The sequence below is a fragment of the Streptomyces sp. NPDC030222 genome (assembly GCF_055573115.1).
The window spans coordinates 33,825-53,950 of record NZ_JBVICA010000016.1 but is presented as its reverse complement, the minus strand read 5'-3'; the positions used below and the strand labels follow the sequence as shown (position 1 = coordinate 53,950).

Annotated in this window: 12 protein-coding genes and 1 pseudogene; 4 read left to right on the top strand and 9 right to left on the bottom strand. The window is 71.6% G+C overall.

Annotated elements, in window-relative coordinates; genetic code table 11:
* Nucleotides 1-127 precede the first annotated feature (127 nt).
* Together ACZ4Z5_RS22595 and recD2 are read right to left on the bottom strand one after the other, a co-directional pair.
* Nucleotides 128-1,417, bottom strand: a complete 1,290-nt coding sequence (locus ACZ4Z5_RS22595; protein WP_468265485.1) for a citrate synthase — start codon at nt 1,415-1,417, stop codon at nt 128-130.
* A gap of 166 nt (nt 1,418-1,583) precedes the next feature.
* Entirely contained in the window at nt 1,584-3,824 is a 2,241-nt protein-coding gene (gene recD2 / locus ACZ4Z5_RS22590) for an SF1B family DNA helicase RecD2 (protein ID WP_468265483.1), read from the bottom strand.
* A 439-nt stretch (nt 3,825-4,263) separates the two neighbouring features.
* Here recD2 and ACZ4Z5_RS22585 point away from each other — a divergent pair, with 439 nt between their 5' ends.
* Nucleotides 4,264-5,337 (top strand): LacI family DNA-binding transcriptional regulator, encoded by a 1,074-nt coding sequence (locus ACZ4Z5_RS22585; RefSeq protein WP_468265481.1) that lies wholly within the window; start codon nt 4,264-4,266, stop codon nt 5,335-5,337.
* 60 nt (nt 5,338-5,397) lie between these two features.
* Nucleotides 5,398-6,180: pseudogene (locus ACZ4Z5_RS22580) on the top strand (sugar phosphate isomerase/epimerase family protein); the annotation flags it as partial.
* Here the strand turns inward: ACZ4Z5_RS22580 and ACZ4Z5_RS22575 are convergent.
* Nucleotides 6,074-7,030, bottom strand: a complete 957-nt coding sequence (locus tag ACZ4Z5_RS22575) for an EamA family transporter (RefSeq protein ID WP_468265479.1) — start codon at nt 7,028-7,030, stop codon at nt 6,074-6,076. The pseudogene ACZ4Z5_RS22580 and the gene ACZ4Z5_RS22575 sit on opposite strands and share 107 nt — an antisense overlap.
* 173 nt (nt 7,031-7,203) lie before the next feature.
* Here ACZ4Z5_RS22575 and ACZ4Z5_RS22570 point away from each other — a divergent pair, with 173 nt between their 5' ends.
* Both ACZ4Z5_RS22570 and ACZ4Z5_RS22565 read left to right on the top strand, forming a co-directional pair.
* Entirely contained in the window at nt 7,204-8,109 is a 906-nt protein-coding gene (locus ACZ4Z5_RS22570) for a LysR family transcriptional regulator (RefSeq protein ID WP_468265477.1), read from the top strand.
* Nucleotides 8,110-8,606: 497 nt separating this feature from the next.
* The gene (locus ACZ4Z5_RS22565) at nt 8,607-10,358 is read left to right on the top strand and encodes a glycoside hydrolase family 3 protein (protein WP_468265662.1); all 1,752 of its coding nucleotides are present in this window, start codon (nt 8,607-8,609) and stop codon (nt 10,356-10,358) included.
* Between the two features lie 190 nt (nt 10,359-10,548).
* Here the strand turns inward: ACZ4Z5_RS22565 and ACZ4Z5_RS22560 are convergent, their stop codons facing one another.
* From ACZ4Z5_RS22560 to ACZ4Z5_RS22535, 6 genes are all read right to left on the bottom strand, one after another.
* Entirely contained in the window at nt 10,549-11,982 is a 1,434-nt protein-coding gene (locus ACZ4Z5_RS22560; RefSeq protein ID WP_468265475.1) for a S28 family serine protease, read from the bottom strand.
* Nucleotides 11,983-12,065: 83 nt separating this feature from the next.
* Nucleotides 12,066-12,458, bottom strand: coding sequence for a hypothetical protein (locus tag ACZ4Z5_RS22555; RefSeq protein ID WP_468265473.1), 393 nt, complete (start codon nt 12,456-12,458; stop codon nt 12,066-12,068).
* 73 nt (nt 12,459-12,531) lie between these two features.
* Entirely contained in the window at nt 12,532-12,900 is a 369-nt protein-coding gene (locus tag ACZ4Z5_RS22550; RefSeq protein ID WP_468265471.1) for a hypothetical protein, read from the bottom strand.
* Between the two features lie 117 nt (nt 12,901-13,017).
* On the bottom strand, nt 13,018-16,797 hold the full coding sequence (locus ACZ4Z5_RS22545; RefSeq protein WP_468265469.1) for an ABC transporter ATP-binding protein: 3,780 nt from the start codon (nt 16,795-16,797) through the stop codon (nt 13,018-13,020).
* 121 nt (nt 16,798-16,918) lie between these two features.
* Nucleotides 16,919-18,031, bottom strand: coding sequence for a serine hydrolase (locus tag ACZ4Z5_RS22540; protein ID WP_468265467.1), 1,113 nt, complete (start codon nt 18,029-18,031; stop codon nt 16,919-16,921).
* Nucleotides 18,032-18,328: 297 nt separating this feature from the next.
* On the bottom strand, nt 18,329-20,011 hold the full coding sequence (locus tag ACZ4Z5_RS22535) for a thiamine pyrophosphate-binding protein (RefSeq protein WP_468265465.1): 1,683 nt from the start codon (nt 20,009-20,011) through the stop codon (nt 18,329-18,331).
* Between the last annotated feature and the right edge of the window lie 115 nt (nt 20,012-20,126).

Sequence of the window (20,126 nt, the reverse complement as noted above, 5' to 3'; positions counted from 1 at the left end):
GCTCGGGGTATGGGAAGCGCCCCGTCCGTCGACCCGTGGGGGGATCGGCGGCGGGGCGCTTTCGCTTCCTGGGACCGCACGGCCCCCGAGCCGGGGGGCTCGGGGGCCGTGCGGTCGGAGACGTGTCTCAGCGGGCCTCGACCGGCACGAAGTCGCGCTCGACGACACCGGTGTAGATCTGGCGCGGGCGGCCGATGCGGGAACCCGGCTCCTTGATCATCTCGTGCCACTGGGCGATCCAGCCGGGCAGCCGGCCGAGCGCGAACAGCACGGTGAACATCTCGGTCGGGAAGCCCATCGCCCGGTAGATGAGACCGGTGTAGAAGTCCACGTTGGGGTAGAGCTTGCGCTCGACGAAGTAGTCGTCGGAGAGCGCGTGCTCCTCCAGCTTCAGGGCGATGTCCAGCAGCTCGTCGGACTTGCCGAGCGCCGAGAGGACGTCGTGCGCAGCCGCCTTGATGATCTTCGCCCGCGGGTCGAAGTTCTTGTAGACGCGGTGGCCGAAGCCCATCAGGCGGACGCCGTCCTCCTTGTTCTTCACCTTGCGGATGAAGGTGTCGACGTCGCCGCCGCTCGCCGCGATGCCCTCGAGCATCTCCAGCACCGACTGGTTGGCACCGCCGTGCAGGGGGCCCCACAGAGCGCTGATGCCGGCGGAGATCGAGGCGAACATGTTCGCCTGGGAGGAACCCACCAGGCGGACCGTGGAGGTGGAACAGTTCTGCTCGTGGTCCGCGTGCAGGATCAGCAGCTTGTCGAGCGCGGCGACCACGACCGGGTCCGGCTCGTACTCCTGCGCCGGCACGGAGAAGGTCATCCGCAGGAAGTTCTCGACGTAGCCGAGGTCGTTCCGCGGGTACACGAACGGGTGGCCGATCGACTTCTTGTAGGCGTACGAAGCGATCGTCGGCAGCTTGGCGAGCAGACGGATCGTGGAAAGGTGCCGCTGATTGTCGTCGAACGGGTTGTGGCTGTCCTGGTAGAACGTCGACAGCGCGCTCACCACAGACGACAGCATCGCCATCGGGTGGGCGTCACGCGGGAAGCCGTCGAAGAACCGCTTGACGTCCTCGTGCAGCAGGGTGTGCTGGGTGACCTCGTTCTTGAACGCGGCCAGCTCGTCGACGGTGGGCAGCTCGCCGTTGATGAGCAGGAAGGCCACCTCGAGGAAGGTGGAGCGCTCGGCCAGCTGCTCGATCGGGTATCCGCGGTAGCGCAGGATGCCCTGCTCGCCGTCGAGGTAGGTGATCGCGGATTTGTAGGCGGCGGTGTTGCCGTACCCACTGTCCAGGGTCACCAGACCGGTCTGGGATCGGAGCTTCCCGATGTCGAAGCCCTTGTCACCGACGGTGCTGTCGATCACCGGGTAGGTGTACTCGCCGTCGCCGTACCGCAGTACTACAGAGTTGTCGCTCACGTCTTCCCTCACCGACGTAGTGCCTCATCTTCGAGGTGCCCTGACTGTCTCTACCATCCCCCATTTGGCTCAGGAGAGTGCACTCGGGGTCGGCCATTAGACCTATTGACGGCACTCAGTGCCGTCAACCTGCACATCCTGCCCCCCTTCGCCCTGATTCCGGAAGTCAGCCGGTGTTCACCGGGATGTTTCCCCCCGATACGTCCCCCGACAACCGATATGCGAGGGCGGTGCAGCGCCGGCCCGCCGAGACCGTCCGCACGGCCTGCCCGATGGCCTTCCGTGATCCGACGAGCACTACGAGCTTTTTTGCGCGCGTCACCGCGGTGTACAGGAGATTCCGCTGGAGCATCATCCAGGCGCCGGTAGTGACAGGGATCACCACCGCGGGATACTCGCTGCCCTGCGAGCGGTGGATGGTCACCGCGTAGGCATGGGCCAGTTCGTCCAGTTCGTCGAAGTCGTACGGCACTTCCTCGTCCTCGTCGGTGAGGACCGTCAGCCGCTGCTCGTCGAGGTCGAGCGAGGTGACGACGCCGACGGTGCCGTTGAAGACGCCGTTCTCGCCCTTGTCGTAGTTGTTGCGGATCTGGGTGACCTTGTCGCCCACCCGGAAGACCCTGCCGCCGACGCGTTTCTCGGGCCGGTCGGGCCGGGCCGGCGTGACGGCCTGCTGCAACAGCCCGTTGAGATTGCCCGCTCCGGCCGGTCCGCGATGCATGGGAACGAGCACCTGGACGTCCCGGCGCGGGTCGAGCCCGAACCGCGCCGGCAGCCTCCGCGCGGCGACGTCCACGGCCAGCCGGCCCGCCTCCTCGGTGTCGTCCTCGACGAACAGGAAGAAGTCGTCCAGCCCCTGGGTGACGGGCGGCACACCGGAGTTGATGCGGTGCGCGTTGGTGACCACACCGGATTGCTGGGCCTGCCGGAAGATCCTCGTGAGCCGCACGGACGGCACGGGCCCGCCCTCCGCCAGCAGATCCCGCAGCACCTCCCCGGCACCGACCGACGGCAACTGGTCCACGTCCCCCACCAGCAGCAGATGCGCACCGGGCGCCACGGCCTTCACCAGTTTGTTGGCCAGCAGCAGGTCCAGCATCGACGCCTCGTCCACCACCACCAGATCGGCGTCCAGCGGCCGGTCCCGGTCGTACGCGGCGTCGCCGCCCGGCTTGAGCTCCAGCAGCCGGTGCACCGTGGACGCCTCGGCGCCCGTCAGCTCCGCCAGCCGCTTCGCGGCCCGGCCGGTGGGCGCGGCCAGCACCACCTTCGCCTTCTTGGCGCGGGCGAGCTCCACGACGGACCGCACGGTGAAGGACTTGCCGCAGCCGGGCCCGCCGGTCAGCACGGCCACCTTGGCGGTCAGCGCGAGCCTGACCGCCGCCTCCTGCTCGGGCGCCAGCTGCGCGCCCGTACGGTCGGCCAGCCAGGCCAGCGCCTTGTCCCAGGGCACGTCCCGGAAGGCCGGCATCCGGTCCTCGTCGGTCCGCAGCAGACGGCGAAGCTGCGCGGCGAGCGAGATCTCCGCGCGGTGGAACGGCACCAGGTAGACCGCGGTGACGGACTCCCCAGCGCCCTCCGGGCCGGGGACGCGCTCCCGCACCACCCCTTCGTCGGCGGCGAGTTCGGCCAGGCAGTCGATGACCAGACCGGTATCGACCTGGAGCAGCTTCACCGAGTCGGCGATCAGCCGCTCCTCGGGGAGGAAGCAGTGTCCCTGGTCGGTGGACTGCGACAGCGCGTACTGGAGCCCGGCCTTGACCCGGTCCGGGCTGTCGTGCGGGATGCCGACGGCGCGGGCGATCCGGTCCGCGGTGAGGAAGCCGATGCCCCATACGTCGGCGGCCAGCCGGTACGGCTCGTTCTTCACGACGGAGATCGAGGCGTCGCCGTACTGCTTGTAGATGCGCACGGCGATGGACGTGGACACCCCCACGCCCTGGAGGAAGACCATCACTTCCTTGATGGCCTTCTGTTCCTCCCATGCGGCGCCGATGAGCCTGGTCCTCTTGGGGCCGAGCCCCGGCACTTCGACGAGCCTCTTCGGCTCCCGCTCGATGATGTCCAGCGTGTCCAGGCCGAAGTGGCCGACGATCCGCTCGGCTATCCGCGGGCCGATGCCCTTGATCAGCCCGGAGCCCAGATAGCGGCGGATGCCCTGGATGGTGGCGGGCAGCAGCGTCGTGTAGTTCTCCACCGTGAACTGCTTGCCGTACTGAGGATGGGAACCCCAGCGGCCCTCCATCCGCAGCGACTCCCCCGGCTGGGCGCCCAGCAGCGATCCGACCACGGTGAGGAGGTCGCCACCGCCCCGGCCCGTGTCGACGCGGGCGACGGTGTATCCGTTCTCCTCGTTGGCGTAGGTGATCCGCTCCAGGACCCCTTCGACCACTGCCAGATTCGACATGGTCCGACGCTACCGCCCGGCTCGGACACCGGGACGGGCCTGTGGACGAACGGGCGGGCGCACCGGAGATGCGGCTGCGGGGACGAGATCAGTGGACGCATCAAGGGGGCCCGGTCCTCGACCGAGCCCCCTGGATTGGGTCCCCACCCCGCCAGAGCTTCCCGATCCCCCCAGATCCCCTCCCGGAAGCTCCGACGTCAAGTACGACTCGCTTCGGCCCCGGAGGGTTGCACGACATCGGAAGGATTTTTTTCCGGGCCCGCCGGGCGCATCCGTCCGGGCCCGCCCGGCCCTGCTCGCGGAGCGTGAGATCGCCTTGTTATACGCACGGCAAGCGTTTTCCGCGATATGTGCCGCTAGCCTGCGCTCAAACCATCCGGTCGGGAACGGGACCGGAAATAGCTCCGGACGACGCCGGAAGAAAGCTGCCGGAGGAAAGATGACAGTGACGCTGGCCGACGTGGCGGCTCGCGCCCGGGTGTCGCCCGCCACGGTGTCGCGGGTACTGAACGGCAACTATCCGGTGGCCGCGGCGACCCGGGAGCGGGTGCTCCGGGCGGTCGACGAGCTGGACTACGTGCTCAACGGCCCGGCGAGCTCCCTCGCGGCAGCGACCTCCGATCTGGTCGGCATCGTTGTCGACGACGTCGCCGACCCCTTCTTCGGGATACTCACCGGGGCCGCGCAGTCCGAGATCGGCGGCCAGGAGGGCACCGGCCGGGCGGGCGGCGAGAAGCTGTCCGTCGTCTGCGCCACCGGCGGTTCCCCGGAGCGCGAGCTGACGTACCTCACACTCCTCCAGCGCCAGCGCGCCGCCGCCGTGGTCCTCGTCGGCGGTACCACCGAGGAACCGGCGCACACCGAGGCGATGAGCGCCAAGCTGGTGAAGCTGGCGGCGGCCGGCACCCGTGTGGTGCTGTGCGGACGGCCGCCCCTGCCGGACGGACCGCCGGACGCGGCGGTGCTCACGTTCGACAACCGGGGCGGCGCCCGGCGGCTGACGGAACACCTGGTGGCCCTCGGCCACCGCACGATCGGGTACATCGCCGGCCCGGCCGGTCACACCACCACCCGGGACCGGCTGGCGGGCCATCTGTCCGCGCTCGAAACCGCGGGCACGGGCGGGGGTCCGGGCGCCGCCGCCCGTCTCGTGGTGCACAGCCCGTACGACCGGCGGTCCGGCTACGACGCAACGCTCGAACTGCTGCGCCGCGCGCCCGAGCTGACGGCGGTGATCGCCGCGAACGACTCCCTCGCCCTGGGGGCGAGCGCGGCGCTGCGCGACCGGGGGCTGCGGATACCGGACGACGTGTCCGTGGCCGGTTTCGACGACCTGCCGTTCAGCGTGGACGCGTCCCCCGCCCTCACCACCGTGCGGCTGCCGCTGGCCGAGGCGGGGGCACGGGCCGGGCGGCTGGCCATGGGGCGGGAGGCAGTTCCTCCGGGAGGCATCGCCACCGTGCACGGCGAGCTGGTGGTCCGCGCTTCGACGGCCCCGCGGCGGGGCAGGTAGAACGGGGCGTACGGCGACGCCGGATGAACGGCGACGCGGCAGAAGGAGAGGCCCCGCACGATGAGGTTCGCGTTCTCGACCCTGGGCGTGCCCGGGATGCCCGTACCGGAAGTGGCCCGGCTCGCCGCCGAGACGGGGTACCAGGGTGTGGAGCTGCGGGCGGCACCCGAGGAGCCGGTCCACCGGCTGATCGGGATACGGGAACGGGCCGCCGTCGTGGAGGAGTTCCGCCGGGCGGGCGTGGAGATCCTCGCCGTGGCCGGCTATGTGCGGGTGGCCGCGCCCCAGGGGGACGAGGACGAGGAGGAGGAACTCCGGCAGGAGTTCGAGGAGACCCTGTGGCTCGCCCGGGACCTCCGTGCCCCCTACGTCAGGGTGTTCCCCGGCGCGGGCGACCAGGACACGGAGACCGCGGAGGCGATCGCGCGGCGCAGGCTCGGCGCGGTGGCGCCGCTGGCCGCACAGCTCGGGGTGCGGATCCTGCTGGAGACGCACGACTCGCACCGCAGCGGCGCCGAGGCGGCGCGGATCGTGGGGCCGGTGGGCCACGGCCATGTGGGGGTGGTGTGGGACGTCGTGAATCCGTGGCTGCGGGGAGAGGCGCCGGAGGCGACGCACGCCGTGCTCGCCCCGCATCTCGGCTATGTACAGGTGAAGGACGTCGCCTCGGCCGAGGATCTGGCGCCGCTGCCGCTCGGTGAGGGCGTGGTGCCGCTCGGCGCGTGTCTGACGACGCTCAGCCCGGGGAGCTGGCTGAGCTGGGAGTACGAGAAGCACTGGTATCCCGGGGCGCCGGAACTGCCGGATCTGCTGGTACCGGGCCGGGAGCACCTGGAGCGGCTGCTCGCGCGAGGGAGGTGAGCGCGACTCCGCCGACGAGCAGGGCGGCGGCGCACCAGCGCAGCGGGCTCACCGGTTCGCCGAGCAGCAGCGCGGCCGAGGACATCCCGAACACCGGGACGAGCAGGGTGAAGGGCGCGACCGAGGAAGCCTGGTGGTGGCGCAGCAGGAAGCCCCAGGCACCGAATCCGAAGACGGTGGATATCCAGGCGACGTAGACGACGGCTCCGGCGCCGCTCCAGTCGAGGGCGGCGAGGGCCCGGAGGTCCCGTTCCGGTCCTTCGAGGACCAGGGACAGGGCGAGGAGCGGCAGGATCGGTACGACGCTGACCCAGACCATGAAGTTGAGGGCGTCGGGCGGGGCGGCCCTGCGGGTGAGGACGTTGGAGACGCCCCAGCAGGCCGCGGCGGCGACCACGAGTCCGAAGCCGAGGACGGGGCCGTCGAGTCCCTTGTCGACCGCTGCGACGCCGACGCCCGCCAGTGCGACCGCCATGCCCAGGGTGCGTATGCGCCCGGGCCGTTCGCCGAGGGCGACGAAGGCGACCACGGCGGTGAAGACGGCCTGGACCTGCAGGACGAGGGAGGACAGCCCGGCCGGCATCCCGGCGTCCATGCCGATGAAGAGGAGTCCGAACTTGGCCACTCCGAGGGCGAGCCCGACACCGACGATCCACTTCCAGGCGACCTTCGGCCGGCCGACGAGGAACACGGCGGGGAGCGCCGCGACCAGGAAGCGCAGTGCGGAGAAGAGCAGTGGCGGGAAGTGCCCGAGGCCGACCTCGACCACGACGAAGTTGACGCCCCAGACGGCGGCGACGACCACGGCGAGTGCGATGTGTGGGAGACGCATGCCGTGATGATCCTCGGCGCCGAGTGTGTAGCACCAGCACCGATTTCTGTAGGGTGCGCTTAAGCATTGCTCACGTATCGCGTGGCATTGCATCGCATTGCATCGCATCGCGCAGCGCACAGGTGTCGCTCGCGCACGACGCACGCATGGTTCGTGGACAGGGGGTTGGTCGGGTGCTCGATCTGGGTCGGCTGCGCGCCCTGCACGCGGTGTCCGTGCACGGTTCGATCGCGGGTGCCGCGGCGGCACTGGGCTATACGCCGTCCGCCGTGTCTCAGCAGATCTCCAAGCTGGAACGGGAGACCCGGACGACGCTCCTGGAGCGGCGCGGACGGGGTGTCGCGCTGACCGAGGAGGCGGAGCATCTGGCCGCCACGGCCCAGCAGTTGCTGGCGATCGTGGAGCGTGCGGAGACCGCGCTGGAGGAGTCCCGGGGAATGCCGTCGGGGCGGCTGTCGATCGCGGTGTTCGCGTCCGCGGCCCGCGGACTGCTGCCCGGTGTGCTCGCGGAACTGGCGGAGCTGCACCCCGGACTGGACACCCGCCTGTCGGAGGTCGATCCGCACCTGTCGGTCGATCTGGTGGCCAAGGGGGTCGTCGACCTCGCGGTGGCGCACGACTGGGACATCGCGCCGCTTCCCGTGCCGGAAGGCGTGGACCAGGCGGTGATAGGTGACGATCCGTGCGACGTCCTGGTGCCGGCCGGTCATCCGCTGGCCGCACGGGAGGTCGTACGGCGGGAGGACCTGTCCCGTGAGCGGTGGATCAGCCAGCCGCCGGGAACGGTGTGCCACGACTGGCTGACGCGGACGCTGCGCTCCGCCGGGTACGAGCCGCGGATCGCACACCAGGCCGCGGAGAACCACACGCAGGTCGCCCTGGTGGCGGCCGGGCTCGGTGTGGCGCTGGTGCCGCGGCTGGGGCGCGGCCCCCTGCCCGCCGGGGTCGCAGCGGTCCGGCTGGACACCGTACCGGTGCGGCGGCTGTACGCCCTGTGGCGCCACGGGGCCGCGCGCAGGCCCGCGATCACGGAGACCGTCCGGGTCCTGCGCTCGCACTGGCCACCGACGTCGCACTGATCGGGGACGGTCCGCCGTCGGCCCTCGGGCTGCCGTCCCTTCGGCCCTTCCGGCTCCGTCGGCTTCCCGCATCCTCCGGTGACAACTCCCCCGTCTGCACCCACGCGGGCGGCCCGGTCGCCCGCAGACGCCGCACCCGCCCTGCGGGTACCGGACCCTCTACGCCCCGGCACACCGCACCCCGACCGCACCCTCGCCTCCGCCTGCCGCCCCAGACCTCCAGGCGCCCGCCCCCGCCACCCCGCCGCACGGCAGCCGGCCACGCACCCACGCGGGCGGCGCGGGCCGTCCCCGCCGTCCTTCGGCGCGGCGGCCCTTGACCGGTAATTACTTTCCGGATATCCGTGGCTTCTTGGAAGTTTTCTTCAGCTCCCCCTCTACGCAGCGTGCCGCACGGCAGCACGACGGAAGGAGCTCACGTGCGTCATCTCCACGCCTCCAGACGGGCCGTCCTGGCCACGGCCGCCGCCGCGGCGGCCGGTGCGGCGACGACCGCGATGGCCGGGCCGGACGCCCGCGCCGCCTCCCAGCCCTGGGAACCCGCACGGCTCATGGACCGGATGAGCCTGGAGGAGAAGGTCGGCCAGCTCTTCGTGATGCGGGTCTACGGGCATTCCGCGACCGACCCCGACCAGGCCGACGTCGATGCCAACCTCAAGGAGATCGGTGTCCGCAACGCCGCCGAGCTGGTCGCGAAGTACCACGTAGGCGGCATCATCTACTTCGCGTGGACGCACAACACCCGTGATCCGCACCAGATCGCCGCGCTCTCCAACGGCATCCAGCAGGCGGGCCTGGCGCAGTCCACACCGCTCCCGCTGCTGATCTCCGTAGACCAGGAGCACGGGGCGGTGGCCCGGATCGGTGCCCCTGCCACGCTGCTGCCCGGAGCGATGGCCCTCGGGGCCTGCGGCTCGCGGCCGTACGCCCGCTCGGCGGCCCGGATCGCGGCACGGGAGCTGGCCGCGACGGGCATCCGGCAGAACTACGCCCCGGTCGCCGACGTCAACGTCAACCCGGCCAATCCCGTGATCGGTGTGCGTTCCTTCGGCGCCGATCCCGTGGCCGTGGCCGGACTGGTGGCCGCGCAGGTGACGGGCTACCGGCGGGGCGGCGTCGCCGCGACCGCCAAGCACTTCCCCGGCCACGGCGACACCGCGGTCGACAGCCACTACGGGCTTCCCCTGATCACCCATACGGCCGAGGAATGGGAGAGACTCGACGCACCGCCGTTCCGGGCCGCCGTGGCCGCCGGCGTCGACTCGATCATGACCGCGCACATCGTGGTCCCGTCCCTCGACCCGAGCGAGGACCCTGCGACCCTGTCGCGGCCGATCCTCACCGGCATCCTGCGCGAGAAGCTCGGCTACGACGGCGTGGTGGTGACGGACTCGCTGACCATGGCGGGCGTGCGGCAGAAGTACGGCGACGACCGGGTCCCGGTCCTCGCCCTGCTGGCCGGCTGCGACCAGCTGCTCAACCCGCCCGAGCTGGACGTCGCGTGGAACGCGGTGCTGCGGGCCGTCAGGACGGGCGAGATCCCCGAGGAGCGGATCGACGAATCCATTCTGCGGATCCTGCGGCTCAAGGCGCGGCTCGGCCTCTTCCACGACCCCTACGTCACGGACGAGGACGTGGACGGCACGGTCGGCGTCCCGCACCATCGCGCCGCGGCCGACCGGATCGCCGGAGCCACCACGACCCTCCTCCTCAACGAGGACGGCTTCCTCCCCCTCAGCCGCAGGAAGCAGCCGAACCTGCTGGTCGTCGGCGCGGAGCCGTCCTCCCCGACCGGCACCACGGGCCCGCCCGTCGCCGTCCTGGCCCGGGCGCTCGCCGAACTGGGCTTCACCACCACCGCCCTGCCCACCGGCACCACGCCCACCCCCCAGCGGATCGACGCCGCGGTGGCGGCCGCACCGGGCAAGGACGCGGTGGTCGTGGCCACGTACAACGTGACGGCGGCCAGTGCGCAGCGCACCCTGGTGTCCCGGCTCGTCGCGACGGGCGTGCCCGTCGTCACCGTGGTCGTCCGCAACCCGTACGACATCGCGCACCTCACCGGCCACCGCGCCTCCCTCGCCACCTACTGCTGGACGGACGTGGAGCTCCGCGCCGCCGCACGGGTGATCGCGGGCCGGACCGCCCCGCGCGGACGCCTGCCGGTCCCGGTGCAGCGTGCCGACGACCCGTCGCAGGTGCTGTATCCGCTGGGGTTCGGGCTGGGATACGGGCTGAGCCACGCCTAGGGGGGTATCGCCGGGACACCCGGTCGGCGGCCTCCGCGACGCCGCGGTCACTCCGTCCCGGCCGGCGTCGGGACGCTGACGACGGCGCCGCGGAGTCCCGGACAGCGGCGCGCCCGAAAGCCGATACGCCCGAAAAGCCGTGCGCCCGCCGTCCTGGGACGGCGGGCGCACGGGAGGGACCGGGCGGGGCCTACGGCCGCAGGGTCGGTTCGCGCTCGATGTCGAACCGGTCGAGTTTGCGGTCGTACCTTGCCAGCGGCTTGGCCTTGGCCGGGTCCTGCTGGACGGCGGCCGGGGCGACGCCCGCCCACTCCAGGATGCGGGCGGTGGCCTTCGTCTTCTCGGCCTCCACGAGCCCGGAGACGCGAGCGCCGTGGTTGGCGCCGGGGGCGGTGAAGACGTAGCTGTCGCGAGCGGCCTTGCCGAGGCGGAACGGCTCGGCGCCCCACGGGTCGTTCTGCCCGTACACGAAGAGCATCCGGTGCGCGTTGTGGCGCACCCAGGTGTCGACGTCCCGCATGACGTACGGCTTGAACTTCATCGCGATGTCGCGGGGCACGAAGTTCCGGGGCGGCTGGTAGCCGTACCGGGTCAGGCCGTTCAGGTGGGGCAGGCGGATGGTGGGCGCGCCCAGCTCCGTGCCGGCCTGGTAGTAGTACGGGGTGTACGGCTCAAGGCCCTGGTCGGTGTAGAAGGACCAGCCGGAGATCTTCTCGATCGTGTCGAAGAGCTCCTGGTCGGAGGCGGTGGCCGCGTCCGGGATGTCCGCGCAGTCGGCTTCCAGGCTGTACTGCCAGAAGCCCCAGACGAAGTCCAGGACGACGGCTTCGAAGGCGTGGTCGAGACTGCCGATGGTGTGGAAGGTGTGGCTGCCGTCGGCGGCGTACTGCTGGTACTTCGCGGACAGCGCCTCACGGCGGACCAGGGCCTCGCGCTGGACGGCGTTCAGCCGGTCGCGGCACTCCTTGGTGCCGACCTTCTCGAAGAACGCGTCGTAGGCCGAGTCCTCCTTGTTCACCACGTCGTTGGGCGCGACGTAGGCGACGACACCGTCCATGTCCCGGGGGTAGAAGCGCTCGTAGTACGTGGCGGTCATGCCGCCCTTGGAGCCGCCGGTGGAGATCCACTTCTTGTCGTAGATCTTCTTCAGGGCCGTGAAGATCCGGTGCTGGTCACTGGCGGCCTGCCAGATGTCCAGCTTGGACCAGTCGGCCGGGGCCGGCCGGGACGGGGTGAAGAATCGGTACTCCATGGAGACCTGGTTGCCGTCGACGATCTGGGTCGGCTCGCGGCGGCTGGGGGTGGTGGAGACGTGGTAGCCACCGGTGTAGAAGACCGTGGGCCGGCTGATGTCCTTGTGCAGCAGGGTGATCCGCTGCTGGAAGGTGCCCTTCCACGGACGCCGGTGGTCGACCGGCTGGGTGTACTCGAGCACGAAGAAGCGGTAGCCGGTGTACGGCTTCTCCTCGACGAGGTTCATCCCCGGGATCGCGAGGATGCGTTCCTTGATGTCGGTTTCGGCGGTCCGGTCCGCGGCCGTTGCCGCTCCGGCCGATGCTCCGGCGGCTGACACCGTGCCTATGAGCACGACGAGCGACAGCAGCCATCTGAGCGTCCTGCGCATTCACCCTCCCCTGTGGTCACAGCGAACGCCGTGAACCTAGCGGGGGCAACACCCGTGCCGCCAGAGGCTGTTGGTAAATGGGATCAGCAGAGGATCCAGCCGGTGGTCGCCCGCCGGGCGCCGATCGCCCCTTCGGCACGCACGCACCGGTTGACCGCGTGGACGGTCACCGGGCCCGCCTGCCGGGCGAACCGGCCGCTGTCCACGGCGGGCAGACCGCCGCGCGCCTGGAGGGACACCAGCATGTGCTGGCGGACACCCGGGAGTTTGGACACGGTGACGGCGCACGCATAGCGGCGGGTCTTGTAGACCCGGACCTCACCGGCCCTGAACGACACCGTCTTCACGTTCCGGCCCGAACACGTCGAAGCGGCCGCGGCGCTGTGCGTACCCGGCCCCGCCACGGTCAGGGCCGCCGTCGTCGTCAGCAGGGCCAGCCCCAGCGCCAGCCGTCGGCCCCATGCGCGGTCGAACATGCGTACCTCCTCACGCCCCATGAGCGTACGTGCGTACGGACGCGGTATCGGGGCCGGGTGGTTGCGCCGTACGTCAGCCGAAGCTCAGCACCACGAACACGAGCAGGGCCTCGGCGAAGAGCTGCACCGCAAGAGCGCAGGTTCGGATCCGGTGGGCGGTCCGGCCCACTCCGGGGACGGCCAGCGCGACCGCACAGGCCAGGAAGGCGAGCGCCGCGCCACTGGGGAACAGCCAGCCGGGCAGTGAGGCGCAGCTGTCGTCGGCATACGTGATGCACCGGCTGCCGCGGGCGGACGCCAGGACCACGACCATGGAGACGATCAGCGCGGGAAAGGCCAGCAGCCCGTAGAGCACCGCCCGCAGACGCATCCGGGTGACACGGTCGACGGCCTCCGCGTCCCCCCGTGCGTGCGGCGTCGGGACGGGCCGGGTCTTCTTCATCCCCCCATCCCACCCGACCGGGCGGGCGCCCCGGATCCGCGCGGGTACTCAGATCCGGCCGCGCGCGTACTCAGTCGCCGGGGCATCGCAGTCCGCCGAAGCGGCCGGCGTCGGCGCTCAGTTCGCCCGCGCCGGCTCCGGCTCGCCGATGAAGGAGCGCCACAGTCCGGCGTAGCGGCCGTCCAGGGCGAGGAGTTCCTCGTGGGTGCCGTCCTCGGCGACACGGCCGTCGGCCATGACGATCACCCGGTCGGCGCGGGCCGCGGTGGTCAGACGGTGGGCGACGACGAGGGTGGTGCGACGGCCCGCCAGGCGGTCGGTGGCCTGGTTGACCTGGGCCTCGGTGGCGAGGTCCAGGGCGGCCGTCGCCTCGTCGAGGAGCAGCACGTCCGGGTCGACCAGCTCGGCGCGGGCGAGCGCGATCAGCTGGCGCTGGCCGGCGGACAGGTTCCGGCCGCGTTCGGCGACCTCGTGGAGGTAGCCGCCGTCGAGCGTGGCGATCATGTCGTGGGCGCCGACCGCCCTGGCCGCGGCCTCGACCTCCGCATCGGTGGCGTCGGGGCGGCCGTAGGCGATCGCGTCCCGGACCGTGCCGGCGAAGAGGTATGCCTCCTGCGGCACGACGCCGAGCCGGTGCCGGTAGCCCGCGAGGTCGAGGTCTCGCAGGTCGATGCCGTCGGCCGTGACCCGGCCCTCGGTGGGGTCGTAGAAGCGGGCGACCAGTTTGACCAGGGTGGACTTTCCGGCACCGGTCTCGCCGACGAAGGCCACCGTCTGGCCGGCGGGGATGCGCAGGTCGATGCCGGTCAGCGCGGCGCCGCCCGCGGTGTCGTCCGCGGCGCCATTCGCGGTGTCGTCCGCGGCGCCGCCCGCGGTGTCCGAGCCGCCGTAGTGGAAGCCGACGTTCTCGAAGGCGATCTCGCCCCGCAGCGCGGGAACGTCCAGCGGCCGTTCCGGCTGCGCCGTGGAGGTGGGCTCCCGGAGCAGCTCCTGCACCCGCTTCAGCGATACCGTCGCCTGCTGGTAGCCGTCGAAGACCTGCGACAGCTGCTGCACGGGGGCGAAGAACAGGTCGATGTAGAGCAGGTAGGCGACCAGCGCACCGGTGGTCAGGGTGCCGGCCTCCACCCGGCCGGCGCCGACGACCAGGACCGCGGCCGTGGCCACCGAGGCCAGCAGCTGCACGAACGGGAAGTACACCGAGATCAGCCACTGTCCGCGGACCCGGGCGGCCCGGTACTCGGCGCTGCGTTCGGTGAACCGCTCGCCGCCGTCCCGCTCCCGGCCGAACGCCTGGAGGATCCGCAGCCCGGAGACCGACTCCTGGAGGTCGGCGTTGACGACACTGATCCGCTCACGGGCCAGCTCGTAGGCCTTCACCGACTGCTTGCGGAAGAAGTACGTGCCGACGATCAGCACGGGCAGTGTCGAGAAGACGAGCAGCGCGAGTTCGACGTCGATGACGACGAGCGCCACCATGATCCCGAAGAAGGTGACGACCGACACGAACGCCGTGACCAGACCGGTCTGGAGGAAGGTCGACAGCGCGTCCACATCGGTGGTCATCCGGGTCATGATCCGGCCGGTGAGCTCGCGCTCGTAGTAGTCGAGGCCGAGCCGCTGGAGCTGGGCGAAGATCTTCAGCCGCAGCGCGTACAGCACCCGCTCGCCCGTGCGCCCGGTCATCCGGGTCTCGCCGGTCTGCGCCGCCCACTGCACCAGCACCGTCAGCAGGGCCACCCCGGACGCCGCCCAGACGGCCCCGAGCGCCATCCGCTCCACGCCGTCGTCGATGCCGTGCCGGATCAGGACCGGCAGCAGCAGGCCCATTCCGGCGTCCACGGCGACCAGCAGCAGGCTGATCAGCAGCGGCAGGCGGAAGCCGCGCAGCAGCCGGCGCAGACCGTACGAGTCCTCGGGGGTGACCGCCCGCGCCTCGTCGACCTGCGGCGTGTCGGTGGCCGGGGGCAGGGCCTCCACCTGGGCGAGCAGTTCCGGGGTGGCGGGCATGCCGGCCAGATCGGTGCGCAGGGGCTCGTCGTCGCGCACCCACAGCTGGGGGGTGATGCCGCGCTCGGCGTCGAACTCGGCGTCCAGCTCCTCCTTGACCGTACGGTCCTCCTCGGGCCCGGCCTGCGGGAGGAGATGGCCGGGCGAGACGCCGCCGAGCTCGTCGGGGTCGGTGAGCAGGCGCCGGTAGAGCGCGGAGCGGCGCTCCAGCTCCTCGTGGGTGCCGATGTCGGAGAGCCGGCCGTCGTCGAGGACGGCGATCCGGTCGGCGAGGCCCAAGGTGGAGCGGCGGTGCGCGATGAGCAGGGTGGTGCGGCCCGCCATCACACCCCGGAGCGCTTCGTGGATCTCGTGCTCGACCCGCGCGTCGACGGCGGAGGTGGCGTCGTCCAGGAGCAGCAGCCGGGGGTCGGTGAGGATGGCCCGGGCCAGCGCGATGCGCTGGCGCTGGCCCCCGGAGAGGGTGAGGCCGTGCTCGCCGACCTTGGTGTCGTAGCCGTCGGGCAGCTCGGCGATGAAACGATCCGCCTGGGCGGCCCGGGCGGCGGTCTCGGTCTCCTCCTGGGTGGCGTCCGGTTTGCCGAAGGCGATGTTGGCGCGGACGGTGTCGGAGAACAGGAAGCTGTCCTCCGGGACGAGGCCGATGGCGCCGCGCAGGGATGCCAGGGTCAGTTCGCGTACGTCGTGGCCGCCGACGAGCACGGCGCCGTGGGTGACGTCGTAGAACCGGGGCAGCAGCAGGGACACGGTCGACTTGCCGCTGCCGGAGGCGCCCACGACGGCGACGGTCTCGCCGGGGCGGATCTCCAGGGAGAAGCCGTCCAGGACGGGGCGGCCGTCCTCGTAGGCGAAGGAGACGTCGTCGAACTCGACGGTGGCGGGGGCGTCGGCGGGCAGCTCCTTGGTGCCGTCCTCGATGTACGGCTCGGTGTCGATGAGCTCCAGGACGCGCTCCACGCCGGCCCGGGCCTGCTGGCCGACGGTGAGGACCATGGCGAGCATGCGGACCGGGCCGACCAGCTGTGCCAGGTAGGTGGAGAAGGCGACGAAGGTGCCGAGGGTGATCTGGCCACGGGTCGCGAGCCAGCCGCCGAGGGCCAGCATGGCGACCTGTCCGAGTGCGGGCACGGCCTGCAGGGCGGGCGTGTAGCGGGCGTTCAGCCGGACGGCGCGCAACCGGCCGGCGAACAGGCGGCGGCCGACGTCCCGGAGTTTGGCGGTCTCCTGCTCCTCCTGCCCGAATCCCTTGACGACCCGCACGCCGGACACGGCTCCGTCGACGACGCCCGCGACTGCGGCGGCCTGGCCCTGGGCGTACCAGGTGGCCGGGAAGAGCCGTTTCCTGCTGTGCCGTGCGATGTACCAGAGGGCCGGGGCGACGGCGAGGGCGACGACGGTCAGCAGCGGCGAGAGCCACGCCATGATCACGAGCGAGATCAGGAAGAGCAGGATGTTGCCGATGGTCATCGGCAACATGAAGAGCAGGCTCTGGATGAGCTGGAGGTCGCTGGTGGCGCGTCCCACGACCTGGCCGGTGGAGAGCTCGTCCTGGCGGCGCCCGTCGAGCCGGGAGACGGTCCCGTACATCTCGGTACGGAGGTCGTGCTGGACGTCGAGGGCGAGGCGTCCGCCGTAGTAGCGGCGTATGTACGTCAGGACGTACACGGCGACCGCGGCGGCTATCAGCAGGCCTGTCCATGTGGCGAGCGACCGTGTGGGGTCGGAGATCGCATCGTCGATGATCACTTTGACGATCAGGGGGGCGACGGCCATCACGGCCATGCCCGCGAGGGACGAGCCGAGTGCGAGGACGACCTCGCGCCGGTACCGCCAGGCGTACCCGGTCAGCCTCCGCGCCCATCCGTGCTGCACTGTGTCCGCCGCCACCGGTGCCTCCCCGTCGTCCTGCTCTACCGGAAGGCACCAACGCGGCCACGGGCGGATTTCATCCCGCCGCGACAAATACCGGGCTCCGGTCGGAGCCCGGTACTGCGCTGGTCCTAGGCCCTTACGGAGCCGGGGACCCGACGGGCTCGGACGGGGTGGACGCCATGACCGAAGGGGTCGCGGACGCCGGGGCCGACGGCGTCGTGGCCGCGGGGGCCGAAGGGGCGGTCGACGCGGCCGCCGGGCCGGTCGGAGCCGTCCCCGGCACGGTGGACGCCGGGACCGGGCCGGTCGCCGGACGCTCCGGCGTGGCCGGGATGACCTCGTGCGGGACGGTCGGCGGCTGGAACGGCGCCTGCATGCCGGACGCGGAACCGTTGAGCGCCTTGTGGACGGCCCGGGCGACGAGCTGGATGGTGTCCACGCCGTACTGCATCGTCTTGTTGTTCTGGGTCAGCACGGAGATCGAGTACTGGTGCCCGTTACCGGTGAAGGCGGCGATGCTGTGGACGCGCCAGTCCAGCGACACGGACCGCTGCAGCCAGCCGTTCTTGACGTGGATCCGGGCGGTCGACGGGGCTCCGGCCGGGGCACCCCAGCGCTGGTTGCTCACGACCTTGTTCATCAGGTCGAGGGCGTAGGCGCGGGAGGCGTCCGTCAGCACCGCATTGGGCTTCATCAGCAGGTTGAGCAGGTTCTTCTGGTCACGGGCGCTGATCTGGGTGAGGCCCCACAGACCGCCGCTGCCCGGGATGGTGCGGGTCAGCCTCCCCGCGGTGAGGAACGCCTGGACCTTGGTCACGCCGAGCTGGTTCCACAGCGCGGTGGTGGACGCGTTGTCCGACTGGGTGATCATCGCGTAGGCGCGCTGCTTCTCGGTGGTGGTGAGCGCGCGGCGGTTCTTCTGGGCGTCGTACAGCAGCGCGCCGAGCACGCTCACCTTGACCACGCTCGCGGAGTCGAAGCGCCGGTCCGCCTGGAGCTCGCAGCTGGTGCCGGTGGTGTGGTCCTGGACCAGGAAGGCTATGTGCGAGGTCCGGCCCTTCATCGCGGCGTTGATGTCCGCGGTCAGCTTGGTGGCCAGTCCCGCCTTCGCGGACGTGCAGAGCACCTCCGGCCCGCGGGCCTGTGCCGTGAAGGCGCCCATGGCCAGGGGCACGGCCACTCCCGTGGCCAGCCCCGCCCCGAGTATCACGCGTACGGCACGCTTGCGGGACCTGCGGTGTTGCGTCATGGAGGCTTCCCCATCCCTGAAAGTCTGCGTGCGCCCTCGGCGCACGCAGAGCTTGACTCTTGAGCGGCCGAAAGGTTGCTCGGAAAACGAACATTTCTCTGTGGTATCCGCCACACAGGGCGCTGCCCGCCGTCGGCGACCGGCGACGAGGACCGACGACGGGCAGTGGGCAGCAGGTCGGCCAGGGACGGAAGGCGGGAGGCAGCGGCGCGGGCGGATTCAGAGGTGGGGCGGCGTCAGAGGTGCCCGCCTCGGTGTCTGAGGTCCGGCGCGGTGTCAGAGATGCCCGTCGCGGCGTCAGAGGTGCGTCGGGGCGAACATCCTCAGCAGGGCCGGCAGCACGACCACGGACGGACCGGGCGTGGTGAGGGCCTTCCGCAGGTCCTCCCGCAGCGACTCGGGGCTGGTACGGACCGCCGGCACGCCGAAGGACCCGGCGAGGGCCACGAAGTCCGGCCGGTGCAGCTCGGTGGCCGTGGCCTCGCCGAACGCGTCCGTCATGTACTCGCGCAGGATGCCGTAGCCGCCGTCGTCCACGATGAGCCAGGTGACGTCGAGGCCGTACTGGCGGGCCGTCGCGAGCTCGGCGATCGAGTACATCGCGCCGCCGTCGCCGGACACGGCCAGGACCGGGCGGGACGGGTCGGCCACGGCGGCGCCCAGCGCGGCCGGGAAGGCGTAGCCGAGACCGCCGGCGCCCTGCGCCGAGTGCATGGTGTTGGGCCGGCGGGCGTCGAACGCCGACCAGGCCCAGTAGCCGAGGATCGTCATGTCCCAGAAGCTGGGCGAGGCGTCCGGGAGGGCCGCGCGCACCGAGGCGAGCACCTGCTGTTCCAGCGTCAGGCCCTGGGCGCCGATCCGTTCCCGGACCTTCGCCAGCACGGTGCGGACGCGTTCGGCGGCACCGGGGTCGCGGCGCTCGGGCACGGTCTCCAGCAGCGCCGACAGGGCGAGCCGGGCGTCCGCGTGGATGCCGAGGGCCGGATGGTTGGACTCCAGCTTGCCGAGGTCGGCCTCGATCTGGACGATCCGGCCGCGCGGCGCGAACGTGTGGTAGTTCGAGGAGAGCTCACCGAGCCCGGAGCCGACCACCAGCAGGACGTCGGCGTCCTCCAGGAAATCGGTGGTGTGCCGGTCCTCCAGCCAGGACTGCAGGGACAGCGGGTGCTCCCAGGGGAACGCGCCCTTGCCGCCGAAGGTGGTGACGACCGGCAGGTCGAGCCTCTCGGCCAGGGCGAGCAGCTTGCCCGAGGCGTCGGAGCGGACGACACCGCCGCCCGCGACGACCGCGGGCCGCTCGGCGTTCGCCAGCAGGTGCACCGCCAGGGCCGTCAGTTCGGGGCGCGGCAGGAGGTCGTGCGGGGTGGTGTCCGGGGCGGTCACCTCGGGCAGGCAGGTCTCGGCGAGCAGGACGTCCTGCGGGATCTCCACCCAGACGGGTCCGTGCGGGGCGGTCAGTGCGGACTCCCACGCCTCGGCGATCGCGGAGGGGATCTGCGAGGCACTGCGGACGGTGTGCACGGATTTCACCACGCCGCGGAACGATGCCTGCTGGTCGCGGAGCTCGTGGAGATAGCCGTGCCGTCCGCCGCCGAGCCCCGCGGTCGGGATCTGGCTGGAGACGGCCAGTACGGGCGCGGACGCGGCGGCCGCCTCCTGGAGTGCGGCGAGCGAGGTGAGCGCGCCGGGTCCGGTGGAGACGAGCAGCGGCGCGGCCTCTCCGGTGATCCGGCCGTAGGCGTCGGCGGCGAAGCCGGCGTTGTTCTCGACGCGCAGGCCGACGTACGTCAGGTCCGACCGCCGCAGGGCGTCGAACATGCCGAGGGCGTGCTGACCCGGGAGGCCGAAGACCGTGGTGGCGCCGAGGCCCCGCAGCGTCTCGACGACGAGGTCACCGCCGTTCCGGCCCGCCGGGGGGTTCAGCGCGGCGGCGGTCTGCGCCGCGGTGGGGCGCAGCACCAGGTCGTGGTCGTGGGTCACGTACTGTCCTCTCGGTCGTATCCCGGTCCGGTCGTATCACGGCCCTCGCCGCCGTTGCGGGGTGTCTCACGAGAGGCGTCCCACCGTGGGGCGTTCCGCCGAGTGGCGTCCCACC